General features: G+C 58.4%; 14 protein-coding genes and 1 other RNA gene. 12 read left to right on the top strand and 3 right to left on the bottom strand.

Going from position 1 to position 15,465, the window contains the following annotated elements:
- Positions 1 to 19: 19 nt before the first annotated feature.
- A complete protein-coding gene (locus QU667_RS09435; RefSeq protein ID WP_304986922.1) occupies positions 20 to 418 on the bottom strand; it encodes a thioesterase family protein in 399 nt (132 codons plus the stop codon).
- A gap of 257 nt (positions 419 to 675) precedes the next feature.
- On the opposite strand from QU667_RS09435, the gene QU667_RS09430 reads away from it, so the two are divergent.
- The 9 genes from QU667_RS09430 (at position 676) to leuB (ending at position 8,557) form a co-directional block, all read left to right on the top strand.
- Positions 676 to 990, top strand: a complete 315-nt coding sequence (locus QU667_RS09430; RefSeq protein ID WP_304986921.1) for a hypothetical protein — start codon at positions 676 to 678, stop codon at positions 988 to 990.
- A gap of 66 nt (positions 991 to 1,056) precedes the next feature.
- A complete protein-coding gene (locus tag QU667_RS09425; protein WP_304986920.1) occupies positions 1,057 to 2,037 on the top strand; it encodes a diaminopimelate dehydrogenase in 981 nt (326 codons plus the stop codon).
- Between the two features lie 90 nt (positions 2,038 to 2,127).
- Positions 2,128 to 2,754 (top strand): class I SAM-dependent methyltransferase, encoded by a 627-nt coding sequence (locus QU667_RS09420; RefSeq protein WP_304986919.1) that lies wholly within the window; start codon positions 2,128 to 2,130, stop codon positions 2,752 to 2,754.
- Positions 2,755 to 2,870: 116 nt separating this feature from the next.
- The gene (locus tag QU667_RS09415) at positions 2,871 to 3,821 is read left to right on the top strand and encodes a hypothetical protein (protein ID WP_304986918.1); all 951 of its coding nucleotides are present in this window, start codon (positions 2,871 to 2,873) and stop codon (positions 3,819 to 3,821) included.
- Positions 3,822 to 3,931: 110 nt separating this feature from the next.
- Positions 3,932 to 4,462 (top strand): acetolactate synthase small subunit, encoded by a 531-nt coding sequence (gene ilvN, locus QU667_RS09410; RefSeq protein ID WP_304986917.1) that lies wholly within the window; start codon positions 3,932 to 3,934, stop codon positions 4,460 to 4,462.
- On the top strand, positions 4,443 to 5,459 hold the full coding sequence (ilvC, locus tag QU667_RS09405) for a ketol-acid reductoisomerase (protein WP_304986916.1): 1,017 nt from the start codon (positions 4,443 to 4,445) through the stop codon (positions 5,457 to 5,459). Before ilvN ends, ilvC begins: the two co-directional genes overlap by 20 nt.
- Positions 5,460 to 5,728: 269 nt before the next feature.
- Positions 5,729 to 6,991 carry a 3-isopropylmalate dehydratase large subunit gene (gene leuC / locus QU667_RS09400; RefSeq protein WP_304986915.1) on the top strand — a complete coding sequence of 421 codons (1,263 nt, stop codon included), beginning with the start codon at positions 5,729 to 5,731 and terminating at the stop codon, positions 6,989 to 6,991.
- Positions 6,991 to 7,494, top strand: a complete 504-nt coding sequence (locus tag QU667_RS09395) for a 3-isopropylmalate dehydratase small subunit (protein WP_304986914.1) — start codon at positions 6,991 to 6,993, stop codon at positions 7,492 to 7,494. The genes leuC and QU667_RS09395 overlap by 1 nt, the downstream gene beginning before the upstream one ends.
- Positions 7,484 to 8,557, top strand: coding sequence for a 3-isopropylmalate dehydrogenase (leuB, locus tag QU667_RS09390; protein WP_304986913.1), 1,074 nt, complete (start codon positions 7,484 to 7,486; stop codon positions 8,555 to 8,557). Before QU667_RS09395 ends, leuB begins: the two co-directional genes overlap by 11 nt.
- 73 nt (positions 8,558 to 8,630) lie before the next feature.
- Here leuB and QU667_RS09385 read toward each other — a convergent pair whose 3' ends face one another.
- Positions 8,631 to 9,821, bottom strand: a complete 1,191-nt coding sequence (locus tag QU667_RS09385; protein WP_304986912.1) for an MFS transporter — start codon at positions 9,819 to 9,821, stop codon at positions 8,631 to 8,633.
- Between the two features lie 232 nt (positions 9,822 to 10,053).
- On the opposite strand from QU667_RS09385, the gene QU667_RS09380 reads away from it, so the two are divergent.
- The 3 genes from QU667_RS09380 to QU667_RS09370 all read left to right on the top strand — a co-directional run bounded on the left by QU667_RS09380 (position 10,054) and on the right by QU667_RS09370 (position 14,947).
- Complete coding sequence (locus tag QU667_RS09380; RefSeq protein WP_304986911.1) at positions 10,054 to 10,713, top strand: 3'-5' exonuclease; 660 nt, start codon at positions 10,054 to 10,056, stop codon at positions 10,711 to 10,713.
- Between the two features lie 220 nt (positions 10,714 to 10,933).
- Entirely contained in the window at positions 10,934 to 12,352 is a 1,419-nt protein-coding gene (locus tag QU667_RS09375) for a ShlB/FhaC/HecB family hemolysin secretion/activation protein (RefSeq protein WP_304986910.1), read from the top strand.
- A 27-nt stretch (positions 12,353 to 12,379) separates the two neighbouring features.
- The gene (locus QU667_RS09370) at positions 12,380 to 14,947 is read left to right on the top strand and encodes a two-partner secretion domain-containing protein (protein ID WP_304986909.1); all 2,568 of its coding nucleotides are present in this window, start codon (positions 12,380 to 12,382) and stop codon (positions 14,945 to 14,947) included.
- A gap of 103 nt (positions 14,948 to 15,050) precedes the next feature.
- On the opposite strand, the gene ssrA is transcribed toward QU667_RS09370, so the two are convergent.
- Positions 15,051 to 15,402: a transfer-messenger RNA gene (gene ssrA / locus QU667_RS09365) on the bottom strand.
- Between the last annotated feature and the right edge of the window lie 63 nt (positions 15,403 to 15,465).

The raw sequence follows: 15,465 nt of genomic DNA, 5'->3' as shown, positions 1-15,465 counted from the left end.
TACCGCCGCTCTTTTTTTGTTACCGTTTTCCCTCCGCCTTTGCCATAAATTTGTCCACGGCGACGGCAAAGCGCGTGTGCGTGCCGCTGCCGATCTCCTCGCGCTCGTCGTACGCTGTCACCTTGAGTGAAATCGCGCGTCCGTCCACCGCCGTCACCGCGGCGATGGCACGTACCGTCAGCCCCGTCGGGGTCGCCGCACGGTGCGCGATGTTCAGCGATGTGCCGACCGTCGTCCAACCTGCGGGACACTCCTGCTGACAAAGCTCTGCCGCCGCTCGCTCCATCAGTGCCGCCATCGCAGGCGTTGCATACACGGCGAGCGAACCGCTGCCGACCGTCAGAGCCGTATTTGCATCCGTCACCGTGTCCACCGCCTCATGTGTCATGCCGGCGGCGATCTTGCTCGTGTAGTCCATGTGATTGCTCCTTCTATTTGTATCGTGTGCGGAATGTATCAGTGCTTCCTATTACATTATATTATAAGGACAATGTGTATGTGTGTCCAGAGGTGACTGTACAAACGATGAACGCCTGTATACAGAATTATTTTCATCGGGCGGTTGCGCGTGTGGGGGAATCGTTCTATAATAAAAACGCCCGCAAGGGCAGGATATATCGAGAGGGGTCAGCGATAAAGGAGATTTATCGTTGGCGAATATAAGAGGTGATACGAGTGAGTGATACGTACAGTGTCGCCATCAGTTATGGCGACGCGCTTGGCTGGATTGACTACGATGCGGATGCCCGGACGGCGACGGTGAATCTCGCGGATGAGAAGGGACGTGCGGCAGTGGAGGCGTTTCTCGCCGCAGATCATGAGGTCGAGGTGCCCCATAAGACGCTGATGGACTTCACGAAGGAGACCGTCACTCCGCTCGCGGATCGCGGGAGCTTTGAGCTGGCGCTCACACGCCTGTGGAACGAGACGGGTGTGCAGGTGGACTGGTCGCGTCCTGTCGACTATGTGAAGGCACACCCGCATTATTGAGGGAGCGCGAAAGCACTTTCTCCTATGTTTGACGCTGTCCTTGGGGGGATGGCGGGAGGAGTTTTTATGATTCGTATTGGTATTCTTGGCTATGGCAATCTCGGACGCGGCGTGGAGTACGCGGTCGAGGCAAATGAGGATATGGAGCTGGTCGCCATCTTTACGCGGCGTGACCCTGCGTCGGTGAAGCCGCGCACAAATGTGCCGGTCGTCCACGCGGACAAGGCGGCGGAGTGGAAGGACAAGGTGGATGTACTCATCCTCTGCGGCGGTTCGGCGACCGATCTGCCGAAGCAGACGCCCGCATTTGCAAAACTGTTCAACGTCGTGGACAGCTTCGATACGCACGCAAACATTCCCGCGCATTTCGCGGCGGTGGATGCGGCGGCAAAGGCGGCGGGGCACGTCGGTGTGATCTCGGTCGGCTGGGATCCGGGGCTGTTCTCGCTCGCACGCGTCTACGGCAATGCGGTGCTCACGAACGGCACGGACTACACGTTCTGGGGACGCGGGGTCAGTCAGGGGCACTCGGATGCGATTCGCCGCGTTCCGGGCGTGAAGGATGCCAAGCAGTATACCGTCCCCGTACCCGCCGCGCTTGAGGCGGTGCGCAGCGGGGCAAATCCGGAGCTTACGACGCGCGAGAAGCATACGCGCGAGTGCTACGTCGTGCTCGAAGAGGGCGCGGATGCGGCTGCGGTGGAAAAGGCAATCGTGACGATGCCGAACTACTTCTCGGACTATGACACGACGGTGCACTTCATCAGCGAGGAGAAGCTGCAGCGTGACCATGCGGGGCTGCCCCATGCGGGCTTTGTCGTTCGCTCGGGCGCGACGGGCAAGGATGGCGAGCATAGGCACGTCATCGAGTTCAATCTGAAGCTCGACTCGAACCCCGAGTTCACGGCGTGTGTCCTCGCGGCGTACGCGCGAGCGGCGCATCGCCTTGCGTCCGAGGGGGCGAAGGGCTGCAAGACCGTCCTCGACATCGCCCCTGCCTATCTCTCGGCACAGAGTGGTGCGGAGCTGCGTGCGGCGCTGCTCTGATTATATGGTTTTCTAAAAATGTACCTTACGCAATCGCGTAAGGTACATTTTTAGCATAATATTTTCGTTGCCTTCAGAAAGGAAAATAAAATGGGTCTGCTTCGTAAATTTTTCAGCAATATGGGAAACCCTCAAGGGAAGATGGGAAAATTTGTCATCGCCATGATGAATCGTGGTCATGCGGGCATTGCGGCGTGGGGCTTTTCGCATCTCGACCTGCAAGGAAATGAGCAGGTGCTTGACTGCGGCTGCGGCGGCGGGGCAAACGTCGCCGTGTTCCTGCGGATGGTGGACGAGGGGCATGTGACGGGGCTGGACTACTCGACCGTCTCCGTGGAAAAGGCGCGGGAGGTGAACCGCGCGGCAATCGAGGCGGGACGTTGTGCGATCGTGCAGGGGAATGTACTGGAGCTGCCGTTTGAGAATGAACAGTTTGACGTTGTGACGGCATTTGAAACGGTGTATTTCTGGCCGGAGATTGCGCGCTGCTTTACCGAAATTCATCGTGTGCTGAAAGCGGGCGGCGTGTTTATGATAACGAACGAAACAAGCGGTAAGACGGGCGCACATGAAAAGTGGCAGAAACTCGTCGATGGACTGTCTGTCTATACGGGTGAGGAACTTGAGGCACTGCTCACGGGCGCGGGCTTTGCACGCGTGGAGATTGACGAGGATTTGGCGCATGACCGTCTGAACGTTCGGGCGTATAAGGCATAGTAGTATTTTTGATATGATAAAAGCGTCCCGTAGATGGCGGGACGCTTTTGCTATTTCGCCGAACGAAATTTTCTGCTATAGTAAGGGCATAGACCGGATGAGAAAGGAGTGCTGCTATGGCGATTACGCCGCCGACACCGCCCACGCCTCCCTCGCCGCCGAAGATCACGCTCGGCGATGCGGCGCGTGATGCACAGGCGAATCAGACGAATACGACGGGCGACGCGCAGGCGGAGCAGCAAGCGCGTGACTCCGTGGCGCAGGGGGGCGGCGCACTCTCCAAGACAACGCACGAAACGCCGAAGGATAAAAATGCCACAGAGCGTCCGAACGCCCCCGCACGCACGGATGCGGCAAAGGGAGACGCCGTCAGCACGTCCGCATCAAAGGTGGATCACGCCGCAAAGGTCGAGGGGCAGACGGGCGCGGATGTGGCGAAGGGGCTTGACCTCGCGCAGGAGAATGCCGCGCTCAAGCAGCAGCTTGCGGGGACGGAGCAAAAACAGCCGCACCCCCCCGCGCCCTACACGGCGACGAGCGGACTGTACTGGGCAGGGATGATCGGTGTTGCTCTGGTACTCGGGGGGGTTCTGTTTCGCCGGTTTTTTCAAAAAAGGCAGGGGGCGGACGAAATGGAAGAGCCGTCCCTCGGAGAGCGCATCCTTGCCCATGATCGGGAGAGTGCGTCGCATCGGCGGGCAACGCACACACAGGACACACGGGAGCGCAGTACACACGGCGATCTCATTGCGGCGGCGGAGCGCACGCGCCGCGCCCGTGATACGCGCAGCGAGCTCCTGCCCGAGTTCACGGGGCTGACAGCGGGCGAGGCACTGGCGCGTCTGGCGGAGGAGGAACAGGCTGCACCGCGCACGCCGTCCGCTATGGATGCACCGCCGCGTACCGCCGCATCGAAGCCCGCTGCTGCGCCGCTGCGCACAGCAGGGACGAAAGCGCAGTCTGCCGTATCTGCACCGACAGCGTCCTCCGCGCAGAAAACACCTGTGAAATCCTCGCAAAAGCAGGACGAAACGGAGGAAAAACCGCGTTTCGAGGTGCGCGTCTGATGCGTATACACGCGCCGCGCCCCCTAAACATATTGACAAATGCTCATGCGTCGGCGATAATGAAGAAGTTTTCATGAAATCACTTGCGATGCGGCGGGGAGGTTGCTTCTATGAAACACGTGCTGTCCGTCTTTGTGGAGAACCAGACAGGGGTTCTGGTGCGCGTCGTGAGTATGTTTTCCCGGCGCGAGTTCAACATCGACAGCCTGTCTGTCGGCGTGACGGAGTCGCCGGATTTCTCGCGCATCACGGTAGTGATGCAGGGGGATGGAAATCTCGTCGAGCAGATGATCAAGCAGTTGGAAAAAATGCCCGTCGTGCGGGCGGTTCAGCGGCTGGACGAAAGACAAGCGGCGTGCCGCGGCATGACGCTCATCAAGGTGCGGGCGGACGATGCGAATCGCCTCGACGTACTCAAGATGGGCGAGTTGTTCCGTGCCCACGTCGTCGATGTGGAGTCCGCCTCGATCATCTTTGAGATCACGGGCAGCGACGACAAGGTGACGGCGTTTCTGAAGGTTATCAAACCCTACGGCATCGTCGAGGTCATTCGCACGGGGCTCATCGCGCTTGAGCGAGGGGAACACACCATTTATGAGCATTGTGAGGAGCGGGAGTACTATGGCAAAAACTTACTATGATCAGGATGTCAACTGGAGCGTGATCGAGGGAAAGACGGTCGCCATCATCGGCTACGGCAGTCAGGGACACGCACACGCTCTGAACCTCAAGGACAGCGGCGTGAATGTCGTCGTCGGCCTCTATGCGGGATCGAAGTCGGCGAAACTTGCCGAGGAAGACGGGCTGAAGGTTCTCCCCGTGGCAGAGGCGGTCAAAGCTGCGGATGTCACGATGATCCTCATTCCGGATGAAAAGCAGGCGGCGCTTTATCGGAGCGAGATCGCTCCGAACCTAAAGTCCGGCAGTGCGCTCGCGTTCGCACACGGCTTCAACATCCATTTCAATCAGATCGTTCCTGCGGACGACATCGACGTGTTCATGGTCGCGCCGAAGGGACCGGGACATCTCGTGCGCCGTACGTTCCGTGAGGGCGGCGGCGTTCCCGATGTGTTCGCGGTCGGTCAGGATGCGTCAGGCAAATGCTTTGACCTCGCGCTCGCCTATGCACGCGGCATCGGCGGTACGCGTGCGGGGGTCATTCAGACGACGTTCCAGGAGGAGACGGAAACGGATCTCTTCGGCGAGCAGGTCGTCCTCTGCGGCGGTGTGACGCACCTCATCCAGAACGGCTTTGAAACGCTGATCGAAGCGGGCTATCAGCCGGAGATCGCGTATTTCGAGTGCTTCCATGAGATGAAGCTCATCGTTGACCTCATGTACGAGGGCGGCATGGCGAAGATGCGAAAGTCCATCTCCGACACGGCGGAGTACGGCGACTACAAGATCGGTCCGCGCATCATCACCGAGGAAACGAAGGCGGAGATGAAGAAGGTGCTCGCCGAGATCCAGGACGGCACGTTTGCGCGTCAGTGGCTCACGGAGAACAATGCGGCAGGGCGTGCGAACTTCCTCGCAGAGCGCCGCATCCACGCAGAGCATCCGATCGAGGAGGTCGGTGCGGAGCTGCGCGGCATGATGTCGTGGCTCAAGGACGGCGCAGACCTGCGTAAGGACTGACAGCGCGGCTTTTTCAAAAACAATCAAAGGGGGCTGCACAGCCCCTTTTCTGTTATGTTTCTTTGTGGTGTGCGCCCCTAAGCGAACCTTAGTGAAGCGAGCGGGAAAAAGTGTGCGTTCTGCCCCCTGCGGATTTCTTTCGTTTAAGCGAAGCGCGTTTAAGAAGTCCGCAGGTATTTAGGCAGATAAGCACACGACCGCTTGCGTAACTCTGTGTTCGCGTGGGGGTACACCACAGATAAGGTGTTGGTTTATATTTTGGAGGGCATATGGGCATGAATATGAGCGAGAAGATTCTCGCACGCCATGCGGGACTGGATCACGTCGAGCCGGGGCAGCTCGTGACGTGCCGTCTTGACATGGTGCTCGCAAACGATGTGACGGGGCCGCCGTCCATCAAGGAGTTTGAAAAGACGGGTCGCCCCGTCTTTGACCGCACGAAAATCGCGCTGATCCCCGATCATTTCCAGCCGGCAAAGGACATCAAGTCCTCGGAGCTCGCGAAGATCATGCGCGACTTTGCACGCAAACATGACATCCTGCACTACTATGAGCAGGGGCGCGTCGGCATCGAGCACGTCATTCTCCCCGAAAAGGGCATCGTCGGCCCCGGTATGCTGACGATCGGCGCGGACTCACACACCTGCACCTATGGCGCGGTCAACGGCTTCTCGACGGGGGTCGGTACGACCGACCTCGCGGTTGGTATGGCGACAGGCGAAGCGTGGTTCAAAGTGCCCGAGGCGATCAACGTGCATCTGACGGGCAAAAAGCCCGCCGACATCAGCGGCAAGGATGTCATTCTGACGCTCATCGGTAGGATCGGCGTGGACGGTGCGCTCTACCAGAGCCTTGAGTTCACGGGCGAGAGTGTCGCAGAGCTGACCATGACCGACCGTTTGACGATTGCCAACATGGCGATTGAGGCGGGCGCGAAGAACGGCATTTTCCCGTACGATGATGTGTGCAAAGCATACGTCGAGGGGCGTATGGCAGGCGTGTTTGAGCCCGTGAACCCCGACCCCGACGCGCAGTACGCACGCACGGTGGAGATCAACCTCAGTGAGCTGCGTCCCGTCGTTTCGTTCCCGCATCTGCCGGAGAATACGAAGCGCGTCATGGACATTGCAGAACCCGTTGCGATTGATCAGGTTGTTATCGGTTCGTGCACGAACGGGCGGCTTGAGGACATGGCGATCGCGGCGGAGATTTTGAAGGGGCATACGGTGCATCCCCATGTCCGCTGCATCGTCATTCCCGGCTCGCCGTGGGTCTACCAGGAGGCAATGCGACGCGGCTACATCGAGATCTTTATGGATGCGGGCGCGGCGGTCTCGACACCGACCTGCGGACCGTGTCTCGGCGGCTACATGGGCATCCTCGCGGCGGGCGAGCGGTGCGTGTCGACGACGAACCGCAATTTTCGCGGGCGCATGGGACACGTTGACAGCGAGGTTTATCTCGCAGGGCCGCACGTCGCGGCGGCGAGTGCAATACTGGGGCGGATTGCTGCTCCCGAGGAGGTGGCGTGATGTTCGAGGGAAAGGTCTGGCGGTACGGCGACAACATCGACACGGACGTTATCATTCCTGCGCGCTATCTCAACACGTTCGAGCCGAAGGCACTCGCGGCACACTGCATGGAGGACATCGACACGACGTTCGCCGGAAATGTGGCGGAGGGCGACATCATGGTCGGCGGGCGCAACTTCGGCTGCGGCTCCTCGCGTGAGCACGCACCCATTGCCATTGCCGCGTCGGGTGTACCCGTCGTGATTGCGGCGAGCTTTGCACGCATCTTCTACCGCAACGGCATCAACATCGGGCTGCCGCTCCTTGAGATCGGCGACGATGTGGAGAAGATCAGCGCGGGCGACCGTCTGCGCGTGGATACGGCGACGGGGGCAATCGAGAATCTGACGACGGGCGACACGTTCCATGCGCATCCCCTGCCGGGCTTCGTGCAGGACATTGCGCGTGCGGGCGGACTTCTGAACTATATCCGTGAGAATGGAGGTTTCCGTCATGGCGTATAAGATTGCAGTCGTCCCGGGCGACGGCATCGGGCAGGAGATCACCGAGGAAGCCGTACGCGTTCTGAGTGCCGTCGATGCGAAATTCGCGCTCGGTCTGACCTACGAAACGCGCGACGCGGGCGGCACGGCGTACGATAAATATGGCACGCCGCTGCCCGAGGACACGCTCGCGGTCTGCAAGGCATCGGACGGAGTGCTCTTCGGCGCGGTCGGCGGGACGAAGTGGGACAGCGTGGAGCCTGCCCTGCGTCCCGAGCGTGCGATTTTGGGTCTCCGCAAGGGGCTCGGGCTGTATGCGAATCTGCGTCCCGTGAAGGTCGCGGACGCGCTCATTGAGCACTCGCCGCTGAAGCCGGAACTCGTGCGCGGTGTCGATCTCGTCATTGTACGCGAGCTGATCGGCGGCATCTACTTCGGCGAGAAATGCGAGTCCGAGCAGGTGGACGGAAGAGAGCGTGCGTGGGACATGGAGAACTACTCCGTGCCCGAGGTGGAGCGCATCGCACGCCTTGCGTTCGAGACGGCGCGTCTCAGACGCGGCAAGGTCACGTCCGTGGACAAGGCGAACGTGCTCGCGACCTCGCGCCTCTGGCGGCGTACGGTGACGGCACTTGCACCGGAGTACGGCGATGTCGAACTCGACCATCTCTATGTGGACAACTGTGCCATGCAGCTTGCCGTGCGTCCGACGCAGTTCGATGTGATCGTGACGGGCAACCTCTTCGGCGACATTCTCTCCGATGAGGCGGCGGTCATCGGCGGCTCGATCGGGCTGATGCCGTCCGCGTCGATCGGCACGGGGACGAGCCTCTTTGAGCCGATTCACGGCAGTGCGCCCGACATCGCAGGGCGGGGCATCGCAAACCCCCTTGGGACGATCCTCTCGGCGGCGATGCTCCTGCGCTATGCCCTCCATGAGGAGGAGGCTGCCGCTGCGGTCGAGGCGGCGGTGGACGCGGCACTCGCGGACGGCAAACGCACGGCGGACATCTACATCGCGGATACGGGCTGCACGCAGGTCGGCACGCGCGAGATGGCGGATGCGGTGCTTGCGCATCTGTAAGGAGTGGCTCTAAAGCCTTGATTGCGCCAACGAAAAATGCGGTACGAAGCTGTTTTGACTTCGTACCGCATTTTTATATTGCACTTTTTTTGTGTATATACCTCCACCACACAAACAGCGCAAGTGTGATGAGGAGCACGCCGCCCATCGGGAAGAGATCGTGCATCCCGAGATAGGTCGCGACCACGCCGCCGAGCAGCGGCCCCGTGAACCCGCCGACCTGCTGCGCGGCGAAGAGCATACCGAACACGCTGCCCTTGAGCTGCGCGGGCGTGTGCTGTGCAATGACCGCATTCAGCGAGGGCTGGATGCCCGCGAGGAAGAGCCCGACACCGAACTGCATCGCCGCGAACGGGACGAGCGTATCGGGAATCCCCTGCAACGTGAGCATCGTCCCCGCGCAGAACATTGCAAGACACATCGCGCGGAAATAGCTGTGCCGCGCTCCGAAGATACCCCAGAGCGGCGCGGCAATCGCGCCCGCAATCCCGCCGAGTGAAAAGACAATCCCTGCGACAAGTACGATGTTCTCCATGTCGCCTGCAAGATACTTGATGTAGGTTGTGAGAACGGGCATGAGGATGAACGTCGTCATCTGCGCGAGCGTGCTCACAATCATCATCGTGCGCAGGATGGGAATGCGCCAGAGATGCCACGGATTCTTTTCCTCCGCCGTGAGCGGCGCGGCATCCTGCGGCATCGGCGGCTCCTTGATGATAAAGGTGAACGCGAGGAAATTGATGAAGAGTGCCAGCCCTCCGACGTAGAAGCTCGCACGCATCCCGAACACCTCCGCGAGCACCCCGCCGAGCAGAGGTCCGACCACGCCGCCCGCCGTCAGCGTACCCTGTAGGATGCCGAGGGAGAAGCCGAGGCGCTCGCGCGGCGCATAGAGCGTCATGATCGCCAGATCCATCGGCCACAGCCCCGACGCGAATCCCTGAAAGACACGGACGAGGACAAGCTGCTCGGGCGAGGTGACAACGCCGCCGAGCAGGTAACTGATCGAGATGAGGAGGCTCGCACGCATCGCCATGAGCCGTTTCCCGCGGCGATCCGCCATGCGCCCCCAGATCGGCGCCATCACCGCAGAAACGAGGAACGTCACGGAGAACGCCAGCCCCGCCCAGAGATTGACCGAGGCATCCGACACGCCGAGCTCATGCGTCAGGTACATCGGCAGGAACGGAATAATCATCGTATAGCTTGCCGACATAAAGAGCACATTGCACGTCAGCAGCGCGAGTATCACTTTCCAGTTCATCTGCAGTCCCCCTCCGTCCATCTGTATTTTACCACGTTTTTAGGAAAAGAAAACAGGGGCATATAGGACGAAATGCCTATACATTGATTTTCTGAAAATATTGTGCTATGATAATACAAACATGAAACAGCTGATGCAGCAAACGCGCGCCGTTTGGCAGCGCCATAAAACACCGCAACACCCTCTGCCGCGCGTCATTTACGGCAGATTTTTTCGAAAGTAAGGATTGCCCATGAAACACATCGTCGTAGACCTTGAGATGAACCCTGTCGCGAAGGAGCACAGGGACATCCGCAGAAAGCTCAACGGGGAGATCATCGAGATCGGCGCTGTCCGTCTGAACGAGCACTTCGAGCAGGAGGACGAGTTCCAGTGCTATGTCTGTCCCGAGTACGGGATGGTGAAAAAGCACATCACCGAGCTCACGGGCATCACACAGGAGAAAGTCGCAGGGCGGCCTGCATTCTCCGAGAGCTTTCACAGCTTCGTCGCGTGGATTGGCGCGGCGGAGACAAAGATCTACTCGTGGAGTATGTCCGACATCAAGCAGCTGCGTAAGGAATGCCGATTGAAACTGCCCGATTTCGATGTGAGCTGGCTCGATGTGCGTTGGGTCGATCTCCAACAGGCATTTGACGATCGTCTGGGGCTGCACAACAGCCTCGCGCTGAAACACGCGCTCGGCGCGATGGGGCGCAGCTTTGAGGGCAGTCAGCACTCGGCGCTCGCCGATGCGCGCAACACGAGCGCCGTCCTCTCACTCATGCAGGACGACGCGAAATTCCGCGAGACCATGCGTCCCGTCCTTGAGATCCTCGAACCCAGTGCGGGGCTCTCAAACTCCATCGGGGATCTGTTCCCCGACCTTGAGAAACTGAAGAACAAGCTGTAAGTAAATGAAAGAACCGTCGTACGCGAAAGTGTGCGGCGGTTCTTTTTGTTGGCCGATATATAAGGATGTAAAGAATATAGTAGACGGGGGGGTGGAACGTGCTATAATTCTAATACACATAAAATTGTGGATAAGTTGTATGATGCACATAGGTGACTAAGGAAAGGTTGGTCGGGAGATGAACAAGGAAGCTCATTCCAAAAGAATTGCCGCAGCACTGTTGGCAGGCGGAATTTTTCTCTATGGCGTGGGGGCGGATGCTGCCGCACAGGAGGATCGGAGCGCACAGCGCGAAATCGAACGCTCCGAGATCGCTGTACGTCACGCCGCCGAGGGGAATGCGCCGCAGATGGAGATGCATCGTGAGCGCGTCCGTGTCAGCGAGATCGCGGTGAGCGGCACACTCGAACTGAAGCCCGAGCGGCTTCTCGTCCTTCTGCCGGAGCTGAAACAGGAGACCGTGAGCATCAAGCGTCTCTCACAGCAGATCCAGACGGTCAACGACACGGGGGCTCTCGTCTTTGTCACGGAGTTCACCCCGGACGGTACGGGCGGCTATCGTGTGCTCGTCCACGCAGACGCACAGGACAACGATCATTTCCGTCTGGGCATCAGCAACACGGGGACGAAGTACACGGGACAGGTGCGTTCCTCACTCACCTATGTGAACAACAATGTTTCGGGGGAAGCGGACACCCTCGGTGTCTCCGTCGTCACCTCACCGGGACATTTCTCCGATGTCAAGACGGGAGCCGTCGCCTATCGGAAGCTCCTGCCCGAGATGGGTAGTGAGATCTCCGTACAGGCGAGCTACGGGAACGTCCATATCGACGATATGCAGCCGTACCCCGGACTACTCGACTTGGATCTCGCGGGCAAGAGCCTTGCGCTCGATCTGCACTATCGCCAGTTCCTTACCTATACCTCGCGTACGAAGAACATCCTCGACTTTGGCATCGGGTATCGCAAGATGCGCAGCGACTATGGCTTCAGTTTCAGTGGAACACCGATCAACTACCGCAACGACTACCGCGTGATCCTTGCCTCGATGGATTTTAGTCATCGGGAGCGCAGGGAGAACTCCACGTTCGGCTACAATGTCGGACTTGCGGCGAATGTAAGCGGTGATGAAAAGGAGTACGCGAACATCACGCCGGGGAGCGATGCGCAGTTCCTCCTCCTGCGTGCAGGTGTGAATTATCAGGCACGCTCGCAGAGCGATTGGATTACAGGAGTAAGCCTCACGGGGCAGTATACGGGGCAGCACATCATCTCCGCCGAGCAGATCGGTGCGGGTGGTGCGACGAGCGTGCGCGGTTTTGATGAGCGTGCGATGAGCGCGGACAAGGGCATCGTCGGCAAGATCGAAATTTATACGCCCGAGGTGGACAAGGGGCTGCGCTTCGTCGCGTTTACGGACTATGCGTGGCTGTGGAACAACGCGAACCCGCGCAGCGTCGGCTTCGACCACGATACCATCGGCTCGATTGGTCTCGGTGTTCGCTATACCAATCCGCGCAGCGGGCTGTCCCTCGCGGTGGACTATGCGCACATCATCAAGGAGGCAAACAAGGTTGATCTTAGTACACTGCGCCAGAACCGCCGTCCGTGGAACTTCTCGGCAAGCATGAGCTTCTAAAAGCGATAGGGGAAAGGAAGGTCTCGCATGACTACGAAATGGAAGAAGAATCTCCGTAGGAGCACGCTTACGGCACTTATCACACTTGCGCTCAGTAGTTCGGTGTTTGCAATGCCCTCGGGCGGTGTCGTCGAGCAGGGGCGCGTGGACATCAGTGCGGGCAATCTTGTGCAGGTCGGCAGCGGCGCAACGATTACGGCACAGACGAACAGCATCATCAACTGGAACGATTTCAGCATCGGGAAGGGGGAACTGCTGAACTTCAACACGGCGGCGGGCGCACTGCTCAACCGTGTGACGAGTGACAAGGTGTCCGAGCTCCTCGGCACGATGACGCAGACGGGCGCACATCCCCTCTTCGTCGTCAATCCGAACGGTATCCATATCGGCGGCAATGCGTCCATTGACGCGGCGAATATTACGCTCTCGACCCTTGCGATGAGCTCGGGGGACTTTAACGCTGCGGCGAGCGGGAGCAACTATACGCTGGCACAAGGGGCGCAGGGGGTTAAGGCGGTCACGATCGACAGCGGGGCGAAGATTGGTGTTGGCAATACGCTGAATATCTACGGCGGTAAGGTTGTTGTCGCCGATGGCGTGATATTCAATCCCTCGGACAAAAGGACCGGGTACAAACACTATGCGCTGATCTTTGCGGGGGATCGCGCACATATGTGGATGGATCCCAAGGATGGGGAAACGCAGCCCGTGCGCGTCACGACGACAAAGGACAATACGGCGGAGTTCCACGGGACGATGAACGTCTACAACGATGCCGATATTCGTGTGGTCGGCTCATCGGTGAATCTGGACAGGGCTGTTGTCAGCAGCGGTGGAAAGTTCGAGGCAATGGCGGTCAAGCAGGCGGGTTACAACGGCAATGCCTATCGTGAAGATGCGGATGCAACGAATGTGCTTTCGGCGAACGGTTTTACAGGACGAAGTGGACAGTACAGTCTCTCGGGCGGCAAGGTCGATCTGAAGAACAGCACGATCATCGGCAGTAAGATCGAGATTCGCGGAGAACAGGATTATCAGCAGACTGGTGATATGGATCACGGACGTGCTGTGCAGGTGCATCGCGCTGGGCTGGACAACACCGTGACGCTGAACCATGTGACGCTGAATCAGCAGGGCGGCGGCAACTATGCGTGGTTCTATATCAATGGCGGCAAGGTGACAATGAAGGATTCTGCACTGGAATCCGATGTCACAGGAAATATCTCTGCTGCGCAGTATACGGAGCGTATTTCCAATGCGGAGAAGGAATATGAACCTAAGAGTGTTTCCGACGAGTGGCGTACAACAAAGGGCAATGCGCTCACCGTCGAGGGAGGAACACTGACGGGGAAAACCAAGTCGGATGATGATTCATTCACACTGACCGGTTCGACAGTGAATCTAAATGGAACAGAGGTGGATGCTTCCGGCAGCTTCAATGTTGTGGCTGCGCAGCGTATGTATGACGGAGTATATCGGAGAGATGTTGCGGCGGTGGCGGGGAATGCCCTACGTACGGACGGGGTGCATATCAAAGCGGATAATATGCGTATGTTTGGTGGAAACGTCCAGCTGAAGGACTCAGACATTCAAACACGGGAGGCTCTGATTCACGCTCTTCAGACGTGGATGCTGACAAAGGATAGGGAAACACAGACAGCAACTGTTGACAATGCACTCCGTATCGATCATACAAAGCTTGCCGTAGATGAAAAAAGAGGCTTCCTTTCCACCAATAGCGGTACGACCAATATTGTCAACGATTCGGCGATCACGGGGGCGAATCTTAGTTTCGGTGCACTGCATACCTACGACGATATAAACGCCGATCCTGATACAGGTGAAGGAAAACTGGTTGCTACTACAGCAGATCATAAGATTAACGTCTGGGATTCGTCCGTCAGCGGAAAACAGTATGTTAGTTTTTCTGCGGGGGCTGTTGGTGTTTGGAAGGGGAATACAAAGGGCAGTACGGTCGCCTCAGAAGGTGTGCTAATGACTGGTGGGGTATCACATCGTACGGACGGTTCAGTTGTTTCGCTTCAACGTGACGTGGATTCCCATGTCAAACTGAATAATGTCGAGATGGATCGTTTTAAGGTGGTGAGCACCGCTCCCGCCGTCCCTGCTCTGCCGAAGCTCCCCGACGTGCCCGTCTCGCCGATGCCGTCTGTTTCTCCTGCGGGCGAGGATGTCCCTGCAAGTGATGCGGAGAATATGGAGATGGGAGAGCGCAAGGCGCGTGCCGCTCTTGAGGCAAGTCACAATGCCGTCGAACGCCGCGAGAATCTCACCATCCAGATGCGTGAGCTGAGTCAGAAGAGCCCGAACGGACGCGCCTCGATTGGTGTTATTATGGGAGCAATGCAAGCGATCAACAAAGCGTCGAACATTTCGGATGCTGAGAAATATACGCTGATGCAGACGGTTATCAATGCCGACGATACGACGAACCGCATGGCGACGGCACAGGATACGACAACGGTTGTGTCAACGGAGGACGCGGTCGATGTTGCGACGTATGCAGAGGATCCGATGCAGCCGCTCACGATGAGCGAGGCAGAGGAGACCATTATCTTCGCCGACGAGCGATAAATTGATCGGGGGTGTGCACCGAAGTTTTTCGACTTCGGTGCACACCCCCTTTTTCTTTTGATACAACAAAAAACCGCCCGGATGGGCGGCTCTGCAGTCGAATTGGTGGAGATGAGGAGAATCGAACTCCTGTCCGAAGATAATACTACATGGATTTCTCCGAGCGCAGTCTGTGCTTTGGTTTAGGTGGAGTGCCGCCCGCAGACAGGCTGTCCTGCACCGATCACGATGAGGTTCCCGTGAGAGTTATCGTGCGATGGCTCTCAGGTATCCCGCGTTTGACCCCTTGCTCCATCCGTGCGGGAGGCAGACGGAAAGGGGCTGGCTTAAGCCGCCAGAGCGTAGTCTTCGTTTGCTTTTATGTTTAATAAAAGTGTTCACCTTACTAACGGGTTGATGACCCCCCGGCTCGCTGTCCACATACTACCCATCCCCGTCGAGACCATTACATCCCCGATAATGGAAGCTAATATGCTTGACATTATAATAACAGATGTCCCGATTCGTGTCAAATCGTG

Origin of the sequence: Selenomonas dianae, from assembly GCF_030644225.1 — a bacterium.
Lineage (GTDB): Bacteria > Bacillota > Negativicutes > Selenomonadales > Selenomonadaceae > Centipeda > Centipeda dianae.
This window is presented reverse-complemented; position numbering and strand designations above follow the sequence as displayed.

Excerpts from the sequence above, each read along its gene's own strand:
- QU667_RS09435 (WP_304986922.1), bottom strand. The coding sequence starts at position 418 with ATGGACTACACGAGCAAGATCGCCGCCGGCATGACACATGAGGCGGTG.
- QU667_RS09415 (WP_304986918.1), top strand. The coding sequence starts at position 2,871 with ATGGCGATTACGCCGCCGACACCGCCCACGCCTCCCTCGCCGCCGAAG.
- QU667_RS09395 (WP_304986914.1), top strand. The coding sequence starts at position 6,991 with ATGTTCGAGGGAAAGGTCTGGCGGTACGGCGACAACATCGACACGGAC.
- QU667_RS09385 (WP_304986912.1), bottom strand. The coding sequence starts at position 9,821 with ATGAACTGGAAAGTGATACTCGCGCTGCTGACGTGCAATGTGCTCTTT.
- QU667_RS09380 (WP_304986911.1), top strand. The coding sequence starts at position 10,054 with ATGAAACACATCGTCGTAGACCTTGAGATGAACCCTGTCGCGAAGGAG.
- ilvN (WP_304986917.1), top strand. The coding sequence starts at position 3,932 with ATGAAACACGTGCTGTCCGTCTTTGTGGAGAACCAGACAGGGGTTCTG.
- ilvC (WP_304986916.1), top strand. The coding sequence starts at position 4,443 with ATGGCAAAAACTTACTATGATCAGGATGTCAACTGGAGCGTGATCGAG.
- leuB (WP_304986913.1), top strand. The coding sequence starts at position 7,484 with ATGGCGTATAAGATTGCAGTCGTCCCGGGCGACGGCATCGGGCAGGAG.
- QU667_RS09420 (WP_304986919.1), top strand. The coding sequence starts at position 2,128 with ATGGGTCTGCTTCGTAAATTTTTCAGCAATATGGGAAACCCTCAAGGG.
- QU667_RS09425 (WP_304986920.1), top strand. The coding sequence starts at position 1,057 with ATGATTCGTATTGGTATTCTTGGCTATGGCAATCTCGGACGCGGCGTG.
- leuC (WP_304986915.1), top strand. The coding sequence starts at position 5,729 with ATGGGCATGAATATGAGCGAGAAGATTCTCGCACGCCATGCGGGACTG.
- QU667_RS09370 (WP_304986909.1), top strand. The coding sequence starts at position 12,380 with ATGACTACGAAATGGAAGAAGAATCTCCGTAGGAGCACGCTTACGGCA.